The organism is Pseudomonas edaphica (genome assembly GCF_005863185.1).
GTDB classification, from domain to species: domain Bacteria; phylum Pseudomonadota; class Gammaproteobacteria; order Pseudomonadales; family Pseudomonadaceae; genus Aquipseudomonas; species Aquipseudomonas edaphica.
Genome location: NZ_VBVZ01000047.1, coordinates 1 through 19,002, shown reverse-complemented (window position 1 = coordinate 19,002; position 19,002 = coordinate 1). Strand labels below are relative to the sequence as shown.

The window sequence follows — 19,002 nt, the reverse complement described above, 5'->3', positions numbered from 1 at the left end:
GGCAAGCCTGCGATGGCCATAGGTCTCTACACAACTTCTGAAGGCAGCCGATTTCTCCTGTGGCGAGCAGGCTTGTCCTGCGTTGGGCTGCGAAGCGGCCCCAGTAAAGGCACTGCAATTTTCCTGAAAGAACTCAGTGTCTGGGTTTGGGGCTGCTTCGCAGCCCAACGCAGGGCAAGCCTGCTCGCCACAATAGCCCACTGGCCGCAGGCTTCGCGTTAACCGGTTGTGTAGATACCTATGGCCATCGCAGGCTTGCCTGCTCCCACTGGTCAGCGTCTACGCGTGAACGTCAGGTCTTTGCGCGACTGCGCTTGTAGACATAGGCGATGTTTTCAATATCGAACCGGCCGTCCTGCTTACCTGGCCCATCGTCGCCAATCCCGATATCCAGCGCCAGCAGCAACTCCGGGCGGGCCAGAAGTTCCAAAGCGCTCTCTTGTGCCTGTGCCGAAAAAGTCCGGGTGCTGGGCACCATGCCGGCGGCTTCTTTCAACTCATGAATATTCACAAAACGGTCGTTTTTACCGGCGGCAAACTCGCGCAAGTGATAGGCGATGTGCCGCAATAAGTATTCGTTGCTCCAGAACGGCTGTGGGCCGACCTTATGCGGCGCATCTTCGCGGGAAGCCAGCCATTGCTTATCGCTGAGAGCGCCATACCCCTCCTGGGTGAAGGCTTGCCACATGCTTGCCGGTGTTTCGGCCACCGCATAGCCGCTGCCGGTGAACCCTTCGAGTACACCGTTGTTTGCATCCTCACCGCGAGTTTTGCCTGCCGCACTCAGAGACGCATCAATCCAGTTAAGTACTCTGGCCGCGTTGTAGGCCGCATCCGCTCTAGACTGGGGGTAAGGGTTACTGGAGGTCCAATCGCCCAATTGCCTATAGGCCATTTCAAAGTAAATATTATTTTCACGCACGGGTTGTCTCACCACTATTTCGCCGTTCACTTTACCGACCCAGTCACGACGTATTCCTCGTTGGCTGTCCAGCCATTTGAGTATGGGGTTGTCATTAATGATTTGCTCAGCGGATCGAGTATCGCCCAGGGGGCCTGGAGATTTTCCCTCGGGACAACATGCTGATTTTTCTCGCCGCGCAGCGGGTCGATGGGGCCGCGCACAGGCGTTGGCACATAGATTGGAAAGAGTTCCCCTGCGCTAAAGCCCCGTCGTTCATGTTCGTGCTGATCAATATTACCCAGAGACATTGTGTAGTGACTCCAAAAGGAAAAAGATGCCTCGCAGAATTCGGGAGGTCATTCTTAATTAACGCAGGTCAGAACTCTGGTTCCCTTACAGGGATCACCGAATGGGGCTGCATTCGTCGGCAAATGTTTCCACTGTGGTGTTGCGTAGATTCCCCGGTCTCCCCCCGACAAGCCCGCATACCAGCGGTTTTTACAGGTAAACTCCCTTCTTTTTCACCGCCCTTCTCTGTTCACGGCGGCCATTCACCTCTTGTATTTAACGGAGTTCGCCTTGCGTCTGTTCCACACCTCCGACTGGCACCTTGGCCAAAACCTGCACGGCCAGGAACGCGACTTCGAACACGCCTGTTTTCTCGACTGGCTGCTGGGCCAATTAAAAGCCGAGCAGCCGGATGCGCTGCTGATCGCCGGCGATATCTTCGACACGGTCAACCCGCCGCTCAAGGCACAGGAGCGCCTGTACGACTTCATCATCAGCGCCCACGAACAAAACCCCAAGCTGACCATTGTGATGATCGCCGGCAACCACGATTCCGGCTCGCGGATCGAGCTGCCCGCGCCGTTGATGCGCCGTTTGCGCACCCATGCATTGGGCCGCGTGCTGTGGCTGGACGACGGCCAATTGGACGCCGAGCGCCTGCTGATCCCGCTGCCCGACGCCAAAGGCAAGATCGCCGCCTGGTGCCTGGCGCTGCCGTTTTTGCGCCCGGCGGAAGTCACGGGTGCGCACTTGGGCGACGACTATCTGCGGGGCATTGGCCAGGTGCATGAATGGCTGATCGCCGCCGCCAATGCCAAACGCAAGAAAGGCCAGGCGCTGATTGCCATCAGCCATGCGCACATGGCCGGTGGTTCGGTGTCGGAAGACTCCGAACGCAGCCTGATCATTGGTAATGCCGAAGCACTGCCTGCCAGCCTGTTCGATGCCAGTGTGAGTTATGTGGCGCTGGGCCATTTGCACAAGCCGCAGCAGGTCAACGGCGAAGAGCGCATTCGCTACAGCGGCTCGCCCATTCCCTTGTCGTTTTCCGAAATCGGCTACAAGCACCAGATTCTCGATGTGACCTTCCAGGGCCAACGCCTGGTGGGCGTCGAGCCACGCCTGATCCCACGCTCGGTCAACCTGCAACGCCTGGACGCTGCGCCGCTGGCGGATATCCTCGCACAGCTCGCCGACCTGCCCGACATCGACCTGCTCGCCGAAACCCAGCGCCACCCCTGGCTGGAGGTACGCGTGCGCCTCGACGAGCCGCAGCCGGACCTGCGCCAGCAAATCGAGACTGCCCTGCAAGGCAAGGCCGTGCGCCTGGTGCGCATCGCCGCCGAATACGCAGGCAAACGCGGCAGCGACGACACGGACGAAGCCGGTCTGGTCGAACTTGACCAGCTCACGCCCCAGGAACTGTTCAGCCGCGCCTGGCACGACAACTACGGCAGTGAGGTGGATGAACAGACCATGAAGGATTTCGCCGTGCTGCTTCAGGAAGTGCAACAGGAGGGCGAACAGCCATGAAGATCCTCGCCATCCGCCTGAAAAACCTCGCCTCCCTGGCTGGCCCGTTCGAGATCGACTTTACTGCCGAGCCCCTGGCCAGCGCCGGGTTGTTCGCGATTACCGGCCCAACCGGCGCGGGTAAAAGTACCCTGCTCGATGCCTTGTGCCTGGCACTGTTTGGCGCCGTGCCACGTTTGGGCGATACCGGCCAGGCCAAAATGCCGGATGCCGACAGCGATATCTCCATCGGCGACCCACGCACGCTGATTCGCCGCGGCACCGGCGGCGGGTACGCCGAGGTGGATTTTGTCGGCGTCAACGGCCGCCGTTACCGCGCCCGCTGGGAAGCCAACCGCGCCCGCGACAAGGCCAGTGGCAAGTTGCAGAACAGCCGCCAAAGCCTGACCGACCTGGACAGCGACCAACTGCTGGCCAGCCAGAAAACCGAATACAAGACCCAGCTGGAACTGGCCCTGGGCTTGAATTTCGAGCAATTCACCCGTGCCGTATTGCTGGCGCAAAGTGAGTTCAGCGCGTTCCTCAAGGCCAACGACAATGAGCGCAGCGAACTGCTGGAAAAGCTCACCGACACCGCGCTGTACACCCAGCTCGGCCGCCGCGCCTTCGACAAGGCCAAGGATGCCCGGGACGCGCATAAACAGCTGCAAGACCAGGCCACCGGCCTGGTGCCGCTGGCGCCTGAGGCCCGCGCCGAACTTGACCAGCAGTTGGCCGAGGCGCAGCAGCACCTCAAGACCCAGCAGGCGCAACTCAAGCAGTTGGAGCTGCAACACACCTGGCTCAAGGAGCTACGTGAGTGGCAGGAGCGCCAGCTCAGTGCCACCGAACAATTGCAGCAAGCCCAACAGCTCTGGGACAGCCAAGGCCAACAGCGTCAGGACCTGAGCCGCCTGGAGCAGTTAGCGCCACAACGCCATCAGTTCGCGCGACTGGCTGAACTCGACACCCTGCTCACCCCGCTGGCGGCGCAGATTCAACAGCACATCGAGCAGCAAACCGCGCTGCAAGCACGCCAGGAGCAGGCGCAACAACAGCAGGCCGCCGCCCAGGTCGCCTTGGCTGACGCCTTGAAACACCAGGCCGACGCCGTGCCCTTGCTGCGCCAGGCGTTCGAACAGCAGAGCACCCTCGCCCATCTGAGCAAAGACCTGGCCAAACGCAGTGACGACAAGCAACAACAGGAAACCGCCTGCGCCGAAGGGCAGTCGTTGCTCAATGGCTTGCTGGAGAAACAGGCCCAGGTTGCCGGGCGCCTGCAACGCCTGGCCGCTGAGCTTGAGCGCAGCGCTGCCTTTGCACCGCTGAGCGACGCTTGGACCGCCTATCGCGACCGCCTGCAACAGCTGATGCTGATCGGCAACCGCCTGAACAAGGGCCAGGCCGAACTGCCGCAGCTTGAACACAAAGCCGCCACCGCTGCCGAAAAGTTCACCCAGCAGCGCGAGGCGTTGGACCTGCTGTACCAGGAAGCCGGCGCCGAACCGCACGCCGTCGCCGAGCAGGTCCAATTGCTCGCAAGCCTGCTGCAGGACAATCGCAAGCAGCAACGCGCCTTCGAAGACCTTACGCGCTTGTGGGACAGCCAGCAGCAGCTGGATATACAGAGCGCCGCGCTGACGCAAAAACTCGCAGACGCCCAGCAACAGCGCGAACAGTTGAACCAGACCGGCCTGCAAACCAAGGCCGAACTCACGGTGGCCGAGCAAACCCTGCCGGTGACCAAGCAACTGCTGGAACGCCAGCGGTTGGCGCGCAGTGCCAGTGTCGAAGAGTTGCGCGAGCAGTTGCAGGACGACCAGCCGTGCCCTGTGTGCGGCAGCCATGAGCATCCGTACCATCAGCCCGAAGCCTTGCTGCAAAGCCTTGGCCGCCATGATGAAAACGAAGAAGCCACGGCGCAGAAGGCCGTCGATACGCTGAAGGAAAAACTCACCGAGCTGCGTGGCGAAGTGGGCGGCTTGATCGCCCAGCAAAAGGAGTTCCTGCAACAGCAAGAGCTGTTGGCGACACAACAACAGGGCCTGGCCCCCAGCTTGCAAGCACATCCATTGTCGGCCTCGCTGTTTAATCAGGACGCCACCCAGCGCAGCGCCTGGCTGGCCCAGCAGTTGGCGCAACTCACGCAAAGCATCACTCAGGATGAGCAACGCCAAGGCGCCCTGCTCAACCTGCAACAAAATGCCGGGCGCTTGCAGCAACAACTGCAAGCGGCCCAGGACGCCAGCCAGCAAGCCCGCCAGCTGCTGGTGGACCAGCAACGCGAACTGTCCAATGACCGTGAGCGCCTGGACGAAGAACTGCAGGCCTTCGCCGGCCTGCTACCGGCCGACACCCTCGACGGTTTGCGCCGTGAACCGGCAGCGACCTTTATGCAGCTGGACCAGCACGTCAGCCAGCGCCTGGAACAGCTGGGCCATCAGCGTGATGAGTTGGCTGAACAGCAAGAACGCCAGCAGGCCATCGAAAAAGAGCAGACCCATCAGCAGCATCGCCAGCAGCAGGTGGAAGCCTTGCAACAGCAAGTCACCGAGCTGACCACCCAGCAACAGGCCGCCCAGGCAATACTCACCGCCTTGCTCGGCGAGCACACCAGTGCCCAACAGTGGCAACACCGGCTGGATGAGGCCGTGGCGCAAGCTCGCCGAAGCGAGACAGACGCCAACCAACAGCTGCAAGAGCTGCGCGATGCCCTGATCCAATTGGCTGCCGACCTCAAGGCCCAGCAGGAACGCGTACAGGCGCTGACCGCCGAGCAGCAGACCCTCGATGCGCGCCTGGGCGAATGGCGCGCGCTGCACCCGCAACTGGATAACGACGGTCTTACGCGTTTGCTGGCCTTTGATGACAGCCAAGTCAGCGCCTTGCGCCAGCAGTTGCAGCACAGCGAAAAAGCCGTCGAGCAAGCCAAGGTGTTGTTGCAGGAGCGCGAACAGCGCCTGGCCGAACACCAGGCCTTGCACAATGGCAACCTGGACGCCGAACAGCTGGACAGCAGTCTCGCCGCGCTTAATCAGCAATTGGCCGAGGGCGACAGCCGCTGCGCCGAATTGCGTGCGCGTCAGTCCGAAGACCAACGTCGCCAGGACGCCAACCATGTCCTGGGCGAGCATATCGCCAAGGCTTATGACGAGTGGCAGCGCTGGGCACGCCTGAATGCGCTGATCGGCTCGGCCACCGGCGACACGTTCCGCAAGATCGCCCAGGCCTACAACCTCGACTTGCTGGTACACCACGCCAACGTGCAGTTGCGCCAACTGGTGCGCCGCTATCGCCTCAAGCGCGGCGGCAGCATGTTGGGGCTGTTGGTGATGGACACCGAGATGGGCGACGAATTGCGCTCGGTGCATTCGCTGTCGGGTGGCGAGACGTTCCTGGTGTCGCTGGCGTTGGCGTTGGGGCTGGCGTCGATGGCGTCCAGCACCTTGAAGATCGAGTCGCTGTTTATCGACGAAGGTTTTGGCAGCCTGGACCCCGAATCGCTGCAATTGGCGATGGACGCGCTGGACGGCTTGCAAGCCCAGGGCCGCAAGGTGGCAGTGATCTCCCACGTACAGGAAATGCATGAGCGCATCCCGGTGCAGATCCAGGTCAAGCGCCAGGGCAATGGTTTGAGCACGCTGGAGGTCAAGTGAGCGAGGCGCTGCTGTATTCGTTTCGGCGCTGCCCGTACGCGATGCGGGCGCGCCTGGCCGTGCGCTATTCGGGCCTGCCCGTGCAGATCATCGAAGTGAGCCTCAAGGCCAAGCCGGCCGAGATGCTGGCACTGTCGCCCAAGGGCACGGTGCCGGTGCTTTGCGTGGGCGGCCAGGTGATCGAGGAAAGCCTGGACATCATGCATTGGGCGCTGGCGCAGCACGATCCTGATGATTGGTTGCTACAGGGCGACCCGAGGGTTCAGGAACTGATCGCTGAGAACGACCAGGTGTTCAAACATCATTTGAATCGATACAAGTACGCCGAGCGCTACCCCGAGCAGCCGATGGAACATTATCGGGCCGAGGGCGAGGTGTTTTTGCAGAAGCTGGAAGCGTTGCTGGCGAGGAATGATTACTTGCTGGCCGAACATTTGAGCCTGGCCGATATGGCACTGGCGCCGTTTGTGCGCCAGTTTGCGCATGTCGACCGCGAGTGGTTTGCTTGTACCCCGTATCACCGGTTACAGACCTGGCTACAGCGCTTTCTGGAATCGCCGCTGTTTGTGGCGGTCATGGCAAAACCCTGAGGTCCACACAATCAAATGTGGGAGCTGGCTTGCCTGCGATGCCGACGACTCGGTGTAACTGATCCACCGCATCGATTTCATCGCAGGCAAGCCAGCTCCCACATTTGACCGTCGCTTGGCTCAAGCTCAGTGCTGGGCTTTGTGATCCAGTGCGGCATAGAAGTTGGCGCTTTGTTGCAGGTATTTCTGGGTGTAGGCGGTGGTGGTGGATTTTTTGCCGGTGACTTCCACGCTGGCGGCAGCAGGCAATGCCACGGTGGCGGAAACAGCGGAAGCAGCGATGATGGAGAAGAGGTTCAAGTTCATGGCGGTAACCCTTGTGTTCGTTTGGTTAGGTGGCCAGGGAAGGCCTTGGAACCAAACTTACGCCCGAGGGTTAAACCTTAGAAATGCTTTGAAACAGTAGCCGCTATTAATAGAATTAATACAAAGGGTCAGGCCCCGCACTGCGGGGCCTGTGGCTTATTGACGCACCAGGAACTTGAGGTCGCTGGGCGCATCGATCGACTGTTTCTGCACGGTTTTACCCAGCAGGCCGGTCTTGGGGTCGCGTTCGACCACCACGATTTCATTGCTTTTCTGGTTGGCGATCAGCAAAAACTTGCCGCTCGGGTCCAGGCTGAACTCGCGCGGGTGGTCACCTTCTACCGAACGGCGCTGCAGTTCCTTGAGGTGCGCGGTGGCCGGGTCGATGCTGAACACCAGCACCTGGTTGGCCGTGCCACGGTTGCTCACGTACAGGAATTTGCCGTCGCTTGAGGCGTGTACGGCCGCACCGGCCTTGTCGGAAACCGGCTGCCCGGCGGCAAAATCGACCAACTGGGTCTGGCTGAGCTTGCCGTCGTTGTAATCGAACACAGCCACCTGAGCGCTCATTTCAGTGGTCAGCCAGGCATGCTTGCCATCGGCGCTGAACAACAGGTGACGCGGGCCGCTGCCCGGTGGCAATTGCACAAAGGCGGGGTCGGCCGGGGTCAAGGGCAGTTCGTGGTTGGCCTTGGGATCGTAGTGGTAGGCAAACACCTTGTCGGCGCCAAGGTCCTGTACAAACACATACTTGCCATCCGGCGACGACACTACCGAGTGGACGTGGTTGGAGGCCTGACGCTCCGGGTTCACGCGGCTGGCCGGGTGCCCGCTCAACTGCACCGGCGCCGACAGCTTGCCGTTGGCGTCAACCGGCAGCACGGCCAGGCTGCCGCCCGGGTCTTCCAGCACCGAATAGTTGGCGACGAACAGGTAACGGCCATCAGCGGCCAGGCTGGAATGGGTCGGTTCGTTGCCCAGGCTCTGCACCTGGTTGATCAGGCTGAGCTGATGATTCTGCGGGTCGATGCTGTAGCTGCTGATGCGGCCGACCGGATCTTTTTGCCCTGGGCCGTTCTCGTTGACCACAAACAGGTGCTTGCGGTCTTTGGAAATCGTCAGCCACGAGGGGTTGGCCGCTTTGGCCGCCAGCACGGGTTTGCCGCTGAATTGGCCGGTGCGGCTGTCAAATTGCAGGCGGTAAATACCTTCGCTGGTGCCGGCGGTGTAGCTGCCGACCAACAGTTCATAGGTGTCGGCCGGCGCGGCTTGCACTGACATCGCACCGACACTGCCCGCCATCAACAGGGGCCAGAATTTACGCATCATCATCCGCTTCGTCCTCGTCGTTATTGTTGCCGGTGACGCCGTTCATGCAGACCAGGCGATGCTCGCCCGAGTCACCGGTAAGGGTCCAGCTTTGCAAGGTGGGATCAAACACTGCTGCTTTGACTTGCTCCAGGCTGAAGCTCCAGCGCTTTTCGGCGCGATCGTCCATGCAAATGATCAACAGTTTCTGGTCATCCAGGCTGAAATCAAAGGTGTGCAGCCCATCGATTTCAACCATCTGGCAGTCTTCAAAAGCATGCAGCAAGGTAGCGGTGTCGGCAGTCATAGACATCAATCATCAAGGGGAAAGCGCTCATGATAGGGCAAATTACTGCATCAGCCTAAAACCCTGCCTCAAACACACCAACGCGCACCATGCAGTACCCAGATACCGCTCCTTTACCACGAGATCGACGTTAACTCGCCATGACACCTGTGATGTTCGATTAACCAATCGTGGAGACCTCAAAAAATGCTACCACCGTCCATCAACGAGCCGCCTGCCAGCGATGTGATGCTCGCGCAATGCCCAAGCATGGGCGCTACCGTCAGCGCGCAGTTCGCAGACCGCCCCAGGCTTGAAGCCGTCGTAGAGCAAATGTTGGCGACAACCCTTACGCAAAAATACCCGGGCATGGCGCTGGACCTTTCCCGCACCCAACTGGCGACGCCCCAGGCCGATGGGCGCTATACCTTCGAGCGACTCACGACAAAAGCGCTGGACTATCTGGCCGATGGGGCCGCCTTGGACTTTAGTGCGGTAGGCTCGCACGCCTTTTTCCTCACTGAGCAGGCACCCACGCCCATCACCACCCCCGCCGGTGACGCGCTGGACATGATGCAGGTCGAGGCACTGATTGGCGAACTGGCCTGGTCGCTGCCGATCGGCCTGCAAGATGCCTTGACGGCCTATTGGAACCCGGCCGGCGAGCTACCCAGCCGTTGGAGTTTACTCAGTGAGAGTTTGGTGCAAGCGCTGCAGATTTCAGTGCTGACCCAGCCAGGCTTGAGCGATATTGAGCGCGAAACGGTACAACAGGTCATTGACTTCCCTGACAGTTATCCGCGTCAGCAAAATAACGACAGCAACACCCTTGTCTACGAACTGGAAACCTACCTGAACAGCGCCAGCGGCAACTCGGTTTTATTCGCCCCCGAGCTGTTGCTGGAGCGTACCGTCAATACGCATACGGTCGTTCTGTTATGCCATCCGGGTGGAAAAATCGAAACATTTAGCTCAATGGATGCCTTTAACCAGCATTGGGGCAGCGCCCTCACCGCTCAATACAGCGTCGATTCGCTGAGCTGCAAACGTTACGAGGTTTATGGCGATGCGTTCGGGCATCAAGCCGAACTGATCCTGAATCAACAATTACTCAACATTGAAGCCGTGAAACTGCCCTGCTCCTTCGGGAAGGCTAAGCTGCAAGCGCTTTACCATGAACTCAGTGACCCGACGCCCTGCTTTGCCAACACGACCCAAGTCCAGGCACAGTTTCAGAACGTGCTGAGCCCGCAACTGCCAGACTGGCTCCAAAACGCCTCGCACATCCCCAAAAAAAACTACTCCCGCTACAGTTTGGGGTTGGCGAACAGTAAGCGGCTCAGCAGGGGCCATACCTTTCTCAGCGGCATTACGGACATCAACGCCTTCACCACCGCCGCCTTGTCAAAGGCGCTCGACGCCGAGCAGCAAAGCCTGCCCGCGAGCGACGAAGAGGCTGCGCTACCCGAGACCTATGCGCCCGACAAAGTGCTTGTCACGGTGACCCCTGCTGCTGACGCTGAAGACACCGCACAGGGCATTTCCACTGAGTCGATGAGCCTGACAGACCTGGTGATCACCTGCCTGAAAGGCCGCCCTGCTGGCGCCTTTACCCTGGCGCACCGTGACGGCCTGACCCTGCCTGGATGGTTGACGGCGGACTTCATCACCCGCAACGGCGGGCTAATTGAGAGACTCGACATCGGCAAGGCTTATTCCGACTACCTCGAAACACAGTTATTGAATCACACGCCAGAGTCTTTCGCGCGCAAGCGCCAGCTCGTCGCCCAGCTATGTTATCAACTACCGTTGCAGGCGCTGGAGTTGCATCTGAAACAACCGAGCAGTGTCAGCGCACTGGCCGCCGGATACGTTGCCACGCTGCTGCAGCACAACGCCAACGAAGCCTCCATTGGCAGCAAAGGCTTCGTCGACACCCCATCGGTGATCATTCAACCGTTGGCACTGTTGCGCGCAGCGCAAGCGGAACCTGACGTCGTCAGCGCTATGTTCATCATCGAAGCGCAGGACAAGAGCAAAGGCCCCCATCTGCTTTACCGCCCCTTTTATGCACACGCCTTATGTGAGTTCGCCACACGCGACGCGCTGCTGAATGCTATCTCGCAGCCAGGAGAACTGCACGACAGTGTGCTGGGCTGGATGTCCGATGAAGCCCGGGCTGTCTATGACAACGGTGGCCTCCTGGCACCCCATCCCCTGGATGTTGGCCTGAATGCCGAGTCTGTACCCGATTCACCCCTACCCACGGCACAACTGGCCGATCAACGCGAGGTCGACAAATCGCTGACAAGCATGAACTTCTCCAGCGCCCAGTCCTTCCTCTACTTCTACATCGTAGAGGCGCTGACCAATGTGGGAGGTGATGGCGCGCCGCTGAATAAAACAAAACGCTGGGCAGCATTGCTGGAAATGGGCGGCGGCCCGTTTGATGCGTTACTGCAGCCGCAACAGCGAGCACCGGTTTTGCTGACCGCCTGGCTAGGCACACTGGTGAATCAATTAACGCCTGATCTGCCTGCACTCAATAGCAATGACCCCATCACACGCGAAGTGGCCATAGCCGACATGACACTCAACCTGGCTATCCTGCTCGCTGAAAGCATGCCGGTTGCCTCGACCACCGAGCCTGTGGACGCCACGCTCAAAGACCAGGCGTTACGCCCGCCCGCGCCGCGTCAATCCCAAGAGGGACGGCAGCTCTCCAGCAACGTGGTACTGACGGAAAACGTCATTGGCTACTACTACGGAGCCAACAAAAAGCTCGATTCAGCACTGGAATTTGGATACACCTTTTTCCAAAACAGAATGCCGTACGGGCATTGGGCGAACGTCACCAGCTTTTTCGGCTTTGCCTGTTTTGAAGCGCTGCCTGAAGCTTCGTCTGACGGCCCGTACCGAGGGCTCTACCGGATCGACAACGCCTGGCACTTGAACGTCTATGGGATTCTTTTCAAGGTCATCATGCTCGACGACGAGCGTGTGGCGATCGTTCGCGCCAGTTCAGGCACCCGCGGACCTCGCGTAAAAGTCGACGAGCAAGGCAATTGGTCGTTCGATATGAGCCTACGCGTAAAAGGCGGTAGCGTGCTCAAGCGCCTGGCCACCGAACGCACCCGCAGAGCCCAAATCCCGCCAGCCGTGGCAGGCCTGTAGCGTGCAAAACAAGGCACGGCTTCGCCATCGGTGGGCACACAGTAAAACGCCCGACGGGTCAGGTCGGGCGTTTGTTTCCAAATTGCCTGTGGTCAAGCATGCTCAGTGCGCAAACAATGAATTGCCCTTCTGCCCCGCCAGCCTCTCGGGTTTGATCAGGAACCGCGCCAGTGCCGGCAACAGCCACAGCGCACCGAACATGTTCCAGAGCAGCATGAAGGTCAGCATCAGGCCCATGTCGGCCTGGAACTTGATAGCCGAGAAGATCCAGGTGCACACACCGATGGCCAGGCACAGGCCGGTGAACAGCACGGCTTTACCGGTGGACTTGAGCGTCTGGTAGTAGGCCTCTTGCAACGGCAGGCCGGCGCGCAGGAAGCTTTCCAGGCGGCTGTAGATGTAAATGCCGTAGTCCACGCCAATCCCCACGCCCAGCGCCACCACCGGCAAGGTTGCGACCTTGACCCCGATGCCCATGAACGCCATCAGGGCATTGCCCAGCACTGAGGTCAGCACCAGCGGCAACACGATGCACAGGGTCGCCGCCCAGGAGCGGAAGGTGATCATGCACATGGTGGCCACGCACAGGTACACCAGAATCAGGATGGTCAGCTCCGACTCCTTGATCACCTCGTTAGTGGCAGCTTCGATCCCGGCGTTACCGGCGGCGAGGATAAATTCCAGGCCGTCCTTGTTGTTTTCCCTGGCGAAGTCCTGCACCGCATGCACGGCGCGGTCGAGGGTTTCGGCCTTGTGGTCGTTGAGGAACACCAGCACCGGCGCCAGTGAGCAATTGTTGTTGTACAGGCCGTCGGCGCGGGCAATGGAGTTGTTCAGTACGTCGGGGTTACGCGACAGGGTTTCCCATTTGAGGTTGCCCTCGTTCATGCCCTTGATCATCTGCTTGGACACGGTCACCAGCGAGATCGCCGACTGGACGCCCTCGGTGTTCTGCATCTTCCACATCAACTGGTCGATGGGCGCCATGGCTTCATAACGCGAGCAGCCTTCGGCCTTGGTCTTGACCATCACCACCAGCACATCGGAGCTGGTGGAGTAGTTACTGATGATAAAGTTGTTGTCTTTGTTGTAGCGCGAGTCCGGGCGCAGTTCCGGCGCGCCCTGGTCGAGGTCGCCGATCTTGAGGTTCTGGCTGTACCAGAGGCCGCCGCCGAAGGCGACCAGCGCGAGCAGGATCGAGACTGGCGCGACTTTCGCGCTGGCGAATTTGGACAGCAGGCGCCAGAACGGGTGTTCGCGGTGCGCGTCCTTCTTGCTCTTGGCGATCGCGCGCTTGCTGATGCCGACATAGGAGATCGCCACCGGCAGCAGGATCAGGTTGGTGAATACGATCACCGCCACGCCGATGGACGCGCCGATGGCCAGTTCACGGATCACGCCGATGTCGATGATCAGCAGCGTGATAAAGCCCACGGCGTCGGCGAGGATCGCAATCATGCCGGGCAGGAACAGTTGCCGGAACGTGCGCCGTGCCGCGGTCAGGGCGTTATCTGCCTCGCTGGATTGCAGGGCGATGCCGTTGATCTTCTGCACGCCATGGGAAATACCGATGGCAAAGATCAGGAACGGCACCAGCATCGAATAGGGATCCAGGCCGAAGCCGAAAAAGTGCATCAGCCCCAATTGCCAGATAACCGCCACCAGCGTGGTACTCAACACCGCGACAGTACTGCGCAGGCAGTTGGTGAACCACAGCAACAGGATCAAGGTGATCACAAACGCGATGCCGAAGAACATCACCACCATTACCAGGCCGTCGATCAGGTCACCGACCTTCTTGGCGAAACCGACGATATGGATCTTGACGTTGGGGTTCTGGGCTTCGAACTTGTCGCGGATCTTGTCTTCGAGTTCATGGGAGAACTTGCGGTAGTCCAGGGCCAGCAACTTGCCTTGGTCCTGCGGGTCCGGGTAGGACTCCAGCAAAGGAATATCGACGATACTCGACTTGAAATCGTTGGCCACCAGACGCCCGACCTGGCCGGACTTGAGCACGTTGTTGCGCAGTTGGTCGAGGCTTTGCGGCGAGCCGTTGTAGCTTTGCGGGATTACTTCACCGCCGGCAAAACCCTCTTCGGTGACTTCGGTCCAGCGCACGCTGGGGCTCCACAGCGACTTGAGGCCCGAGCGGTCAACGCCGGAGATGTAGAACACCTCGTCGTTGATCTGCCTCAGCGTCTCCATGTACTCCTTCGAGAAGATGTCGCCATCCTTGGCCTCCACCGAGATGCGCACCGTGTTGCCCAGGTTCGCCAGGTCGTTACGGTGCTCCATCATCTTTTCGATGAAGGGGTGCTTGAGGGGGATCATCTTTTCAAAGCTGGTGGACGGGCGGATCAAGGTCGCCTGCCAGAACAGGAAAATACTCACCAGCAGGCAGATAACGATCACTGCCGGGCGGTTGTTGAAGATCAGGCGCTCAAGAAAGGTCGCTTTATCGTTGTGATGACTGCTCATTCTTTCCCCGCCTTCTTATTGTTTTTCGAGTTCAGCGCCGGTTGGCTTGGCAACACGAACGCCGCCCTGCCCCGCCAGAATCAAGTTGCCATTGCCCGCCGCCGTGACCGAGGAGAGCGAAATGCGGTCCGGGCGGTTGAATACGCTGAAGGTCTGGCCGTCGTCGTGGCTGATCACCACGCTGCCGCCGTTGCCGACCACCACGATGGCGCCGTCATCGAGCAACGTCGCCCCCGACAAGCCAAACTCCAGGGCACCACGCGCCGCATTCAACGCCACTGGCTCCCACGTGCTGCCAAAATCGGTGGAGCGGTAGAGATTGCCGCGCAGGCCATACGCCAACAGGGTCTGCGGCTGGGCGGTGCCGATCACTCCGAACAGCGAGCCCTCATAGGGGCCTTCGAGTTTTTCCCAGGTCTGGCCGTCGTCGCTGGAGCGGAACATGCTGCCCTGCTCGCCGACGATAAACAGCCCGGCACCCTTGATAGCGGCGATGGCATTGAGGTGGAACTGGTCTTCGTTGTCGAGGCGATCACTCACGTCGTCCCAGGTTTTGCCGCCGTCGGTGGTTTCGATCAGCGCACCGTAGGCGCCCACGGCCAGGCCATGCTCGGCATCCTTGAACCACACGTCGAGCAATGGCGCTTCGCGCTTGAGGTCCTGGTATTGCTGAGCCCAGGTGGCGCCACCGTCGGTGCTGGCCAGGATCTGCGCGTCATGGCCCACCGCCCAACCGTGTTTGTCGTCAACGAAATACACCGCCGTGAGCAGTTGCCGGGTCGGCACTTTGGCTTGGGTCCAGGTGTTGCCCTGGTCATCGGAATAAAGGATGTGCCCGCGATCGCCGACCGCCACCAGGCGCTTGCCGGCATGCACGACATCGATCATCAGGCCTTTGGCGGCCTTGGGAGACTCAATTGCAAATACCGGCTGTGCGCTGCTGGTGTCGCCGGTTGCCAGCGCGGGTGTCGACAACGCCCCAAGCAGCGAGAGCGCTGTGGCCAGCATCGCAACCCTGCGTGCGGCGCGCGGGCGGCAAACAGCCCAACCCATGACAGGCTCACTCATAGACCTTTCTCCCCATTTATTATTGTTAGGTGGTCTCGCCTTCCCGGGCTCTGAAACCTGCAATCTAGAGCGCCTGGAGGAAGCAGGGGCCATCCTATCGGGCTTTGGAATCGTCTGACAATCGGCGCTACGTTATCTTTTGTTAACTGACGGGTTTTGGCGCTGGCCTGAATATGCCTGCATTACCCAGGCTGATTAATGAATTTTTATTCCATCTATTGAATTATGTGAATTTTTATTCCATTAATAGCCTTCCTGACAACAATAATCCAAAGGACCACGGCGATGCGTGAACTCGGAATCGGCTTGATCGGCACAGGCTTTATGGGGCGCGCCCATGCGCTGGCGTTCAACAATGCCCGCGCGGTATTCGAACTGCCGGTACACCTCAAGCTGGCGGCGCTGGCCGATGCCGACACCGAACGCGCCCAACGTTGCGCCACGGCCTGGGGCTTTGCCCAGGCCCACGGTGACTGGCAGGCGCTGGTCAACGACCCTAATGTCGATGTGGTGGCCATCACCACGCCCAATCACTTGCACTACCCCATGGCCATGGCGGCCATTGCGGCGGGCAAGGCGGTGTATTGCGAAAAACCCCTGGCGGTCAGCCTGGAACAGGCCGACGCCATGCGCCGTGCCGCAAGTGCTGCCGGCGTGGTCACCCGGGTCGGTTACAACTACCAGCACAACCCGATGATTGGCCTGGCCAGGCAGATGATTGTCGACGGCGAACTGGGCGAGATCATCAGCTTCCAGGGCGAGTTCAGCGAAGACTTCATGGCCGACCCGGCCTCGCCGTGGTCATGGCGCTGTGAAGTGGAACATGCCGGTGGCGCGCTGGCGGATCTGGGCAGCCATCTGCTGTCGATGGCGCGCTATCTGGTGGGCGACGTGGTGAGCGTGTGTGCCGACACACACACCGTGCATGCCCAACGCCCTGCCGTCAAAGGCAGCAACGCGCTCAAACCCATTGCAGTGGATGACCAAGTGCATGCACTGCTGCGTTTCGCCAATGGCGCCCGTGGCACCGTTAGCAGCAGTTGGCTCAAGCAGGGCTACAAGAACCACCTGAGTTTTGAAATCAGCGGCACTCGCGGCACGTTGGCGTTCGATCAGGAACGCTTGAATGAACTGCGCGTATGCCGCGCCGGCCAGGACGGTTTCCAGCGTGTGCTCGCCGGGCCCGCCCTGACCGGCTATGCCGCATTCAGCCCGGCTGCCGGGCATCAACTGGGTTACAACGAATTGAAGACCCTGGAAGTGCAGGAGCTGGTCATGGCGTTGGCGGGGCAAGGTGCAGCGGGCACTGACTTTGAAGCCGCCTGGGCGGTCGAGCAGCTGGCAACGGCGATTCGCCTGGCCGCCCGTGAGGAGCGCTGGGTCGACGTAGGTGAGGTCTGATCAAGGGGAGCGGCGTGCTCCCCCGTGTGCTCAATTCAGATAACGAACCGCGCGACCATCCCATTCAGATCCACCGCCAGGCGCGACAGTTCATGGCTGGCCGCGCTGGTCTGGTTGGCACCCGCCGCCGACTGAGTCGCCAAGTCGCGGATGTTGACGAGGTTGCGACCCACTTCACGGGACACTTGGGCCTGCTCTTCCGAGGCGCTGGCGATGACCAGGTTGCGCTCGTTGATCAAGCTGATCGACTGGGTGATCTGCTCCAGGGCCACACCGGCCGCGCGGGCCAGCTCCAGGGTGGTCTGGGTGCGTTGGTTGCTCTGTTGCATTGATTGCACGGCTTCACCGGTACCGCTCTGGATGCCGGCGACCATCTTTTCAATTTCCTGAGTCGATTGCGCCGTGCGGTGCGCCAAGGCGCGGACTTCGTCGGCCACCACCGCAAACCCACGCCCGGCTTCACCGGCGCGCGCGGCTTCAATCGCTGCGTTAAGCGCCAGCAGGTTGGTCTGTTCGGCAATCGCGCGGATCACGTCGAGCACCTTGCCGATATCACGGCCCTGGGTTGCCAGGCCTTCAATCATCAACGCAGTGTTTTGCACGTCCTGGGTCATGGTCTGGATTGCACCGACGGTTTCCACCACGCGGTCACGCCCTTCCCGCGCCGCCTGGTTGGACTGGCTGGAAGCTTCGGAGGTGGACACCGCATTGCGCGCCACTTCTTCGACGGCGGCGGTCATCTCGTTGACGGCCGTGGCGGCCTGGTCGATTTCGTTGTTTTGCTGTTGCAGGCCTTTGGAGGCTTCTTCGGTGACCGCACTGAGCTCTTCGGCGGCAGACGCCAGTTGCGTGGCCGAGCCGGCGATATGCTGGATAGTCTGGCGCAGGTTGGTTTGCATCGCCGACAAGGCGCCCAGCAGGCGCGCAGGCTCGTCCTTGCCGGCATCTTCGATAACTTTGGTGAGGTTGCCACCGGCAATGGTTTCGGCCACTTCCAACGCTTTGCGCAGCGGCGTGACGATGCTGCGGGTCAGCAGCCAGGCGAGCAGTACCGTCATGAGCGCCGCCGCGACGGCCACAATGACGATGCCCGTCACCGCCTGCTGGTAGCTGCCTTCAGCTTCCCGGCCGGCCGTGTCGGCATCGGCACTGTTGATGGCGATCAGTTTGTTCAGTTGCTCGCCCATCAGGTCGGTGCCGTCCTTGATGCGCGTATTGATGAGGGTGCGCATGTCCTCGACTTTATTCTGCTGGGACAACGACATCATTTCAGCCTGGGCGGCCAGATAGCTGTCGAGCGTGGCGGTGAAAGACTTGTATAAAGCAGCCTCATCAGCACCCGCCGGCAAAACGGCATAGGCGCTCTGGGCCTGCTTGACCTTGTCGACCAGCACGGCCACGCGGGTTTTGGCCTCTTCGAGCGCGGCCGGCTCGCGGTTGATCAAGATGCGGAACGAGAGAATGCGCAAGCGCAGTACGTTCTCGGTCATGTTGCCGAGGAACTTCACGCTGGGTAACTGGTTGGTCCCCATATCCACTGAGGCCTGGCGGATCGTACCCATGCGGTTGACCGCAAACACGCCAAGAATCACAACGAGCAATGCAATGAACGCAAAACCGAGAAAAGCGCGAGGTGCAATATTCAGATTACGAAGGGACATAGCGGTGCTCTCAAGAAGTAGTGTTGGCGCGCATCCCTGCCGCGACACAATCCGTTAGCGGCAACGCGCGTCTCGGACCGTCAGGCGCCACTGTTTTAATTGGTGTGTGGGCCTATTCAGGCTATCGGCAGGCTTGAGAAATTAATCGGCACATTTCGAAATATTTTTTCACACTTCTGACAGCCGACACTTTCTGGCATCCTGCGCCTCCATTTTCTGACCCGAGCCTGCACTTTGTCTGACGCTCAAGCTCCCCGCCCCCGCTATAAATCCGACCTGATCTACGGCCTGGAAGACCGCCCGCACTTCACCGCGGCGATTTTTGCCGCGCTGCAACATGTGCTGGCCAGCTTCGTCGGCATCATTACGC

13 protein-coding genes are annotated in these 19,002 nt (G+C 60.2%); 6 read left to right on the top strand and 7 right to left on the bottom strand.

What is annotated here, in order from left to right:
* Window positions 1-292: 292 nt before the first annotated feature.
* A complete protein-coding gene (locus FEM54_RS33850) occupies window positions 293-922 on the bottom strand; it encodes a hypothetical protein (RefSeq protein ID WP_017138154.1) in 630 nt (209 codons plus the stop codon).
* Between the two features lie 561 nt (window positions 923-1,483).
* On the opposite strand from FEM54_RS33850, the gene FEM54_RS05180 reads away from it, so the two are divergent.
* From FEM54_RS05180 to FEM54_RS05170, 3 genes are read left to right on the top strand one after another with little or no spacing between them, the layout of a single operon-like run.
* Window positions 1,484-2,725, top strand: coding sequence for an exonuclease SbcCD subunit D C-terminal domain-containing protein (locus FEM54_RS05180; protein WP_138449805.1), 1,242 nt, complete (start codon window positions 1,484-1,486; stop codon window positions 2,723-2,725).
* Window positions 2,722-6,360 (top strand): AAA family ATPase, encoded by a 3,639-nt coding sequence (locus FEM54_RS05175; protein ID WP_138449803.1) that lies wholly within the window; start codon window positions 2,722-2,724, stop codon window positions 6,358-6,360. The genes FEM54_RS05180 and FEM54_RS05175 overlap by 4 nt, the downstream gene beginning before the upstream one ends.
* Window positions 6,357-6,950 (top strand): glutathione S-transferase, encoded by a 594-nt coding sequence (locus tag FEM54_RS05170; RefSeq protein ID WP_138449801.1) that lies wholly within the window; start codon window positions 6,357-6,359, stop codon window positions 6,948-6,950. The genes FEM54_RS05175 and FEM54_RS05170 overlap by 4 nt, the downstream gene beginning before the upstream one ends.
* A 126-nt stretch (window positions 6,951-7,076) precedes the next feature.
* Here FEM54_RS05170 and FEM54_RS05165 read toward each other — a convergent pair whose 3' ends face one another.
* The 3 genes from FEM54_RS05165 to FEM54_RS05155 all read right to left on the bottom strand — a co-directional run bounded on the left by FEM54_RS05165 (window position 7,077) and on the right by FEM54_RS05155 (window position 8,871).
* The gene (locus FEM54_RS05165) at window positions 7,077-7,256 is read right to left on the bottom strand and encodes a hypothetical protein (protein ID WP_017138150.1); all 180 of its coding nucleotides are present in this window, start codon (window positions 7,254-7,256) and stop codon (window positions 7,077-7,079) included.
* Window positions 7,257-7,412: 156 nt separating this feature from the next.
* Complete coding sequence (locus tag FEM54_RS05160; RefSeq protein ID WP_138449799.1) at window positions 7,413-8,588, bottom strand: lactonase family protein; 1,176 nt, start codon at window positions 8,586-8,588, stop codon at window positions 7,413-7,415.
* Window positions 8,575-8,871 (bottom strand): DUF5629 family protein, encoded by a 297-nt coding sequence (locus FEM54_RS05155; protein ID WP_138449798.1) that lies wholly within the window; start codon window positions 8,869-8,871, stop codon window positions 8,575-8,577. Before FEM54_RS05155 ends, FEM54_RS05160 begins: the two co-directional genes overlap by 14 nt.
* 186 nt (window positions 8,872-9,057) lie before the next feature.
* Between FEM54_RS05155 and FEM54_RS05150 the strand changes: the two genes are divergently transcribed.
* Complete coding sequence (locus tag FEM54_RS05150) at window positions 9,058-12,024, top strand: dermonecrotic toxin domain-containing protein (RefSeq protein WP_138449796.1); 2,967 nt, start codon at window positions 9,058-9,060, stop codon at window positions 12,022-12,024.
* Between the two features lie 102 nt (window positions 12,025-12,126).
* Here the strand turns inward: FEM54_RS05150 and FEM54_RS05145 are convergent, their stop codons facing one another.
* Both FEM54_RS05145 and FEM54_RS05140 read right to left on the bottom strand, forming a co-directional pair.
* Window positions 12,127-14,502: an efflux RND transporter permease subunit gene (locus tag FEM54_RS05145; RefSeq protein WP_138449794.1), complete on the bottom strand. Its 2,376-nt coding sequence runs from the start codon at window positions 14,500-14,502 to the stop codon at window positions 12,127-12,129.
* A gap of 15 nt (window positions 14,503-14,517) precedes the next feature.
* Window positions 14,518-15,555, bottom strand: coding sequence for a WD40/YVTN/BNR-like repeat-containing protein (locus FEM54_RS05140; RefSeq protein WP_171045800.1), 1,038 nt, complete (start codon window positions 15,553-15,555; stop codon window positions 14,518-14,520).
* 300 nt (window positions 15,556-15,855) lie between these two features.
* On the opposite strand from FEM54_RS05140, the gene FEM54_RS05135 reads away from it, so the two are divergent.
* Window positions 15,856-16,971, top strand: coding sequence for a Gfo/Idh/MocA family protein (locus FEM54_RS05135; protein ID WP_138449790.1), 1,116 nt, complete (start codon window positions 15,856-15,858; stop codon window positions 16,969-16,971).
* Between the two features lie 35 nt (window positions 16,972-17,006).
* Here the strand turns inward: FEM54_RS05135 and FEM54_RS05130 are convergent, their stop codons facing one another.
* Complete coding sequence (locus tag FEM54_RS05130) at window positions 17,007-18,632, bottom strand: methyl-accepting chemotaxis protein (RefSeq protein ID WP_138449788.1); 1,626 nt, start codon at window positions 18,630-18,632, stop codon at window positions 17,007-17,009.
* Window positions 18,633-18,866: 234 nt separating this feature from the next.
* On the opposite strand from FEM54_RS05130, the gene FEM54_RS35060 reads away from it, so the two are divergent.
* Window positions 18,867-19,002: hypothetical protein (locus FEM54_RS35060; protein ID WP_171045799.1), on the top strand; the 136-nt coding region annotated here is incomplete at its 3' end.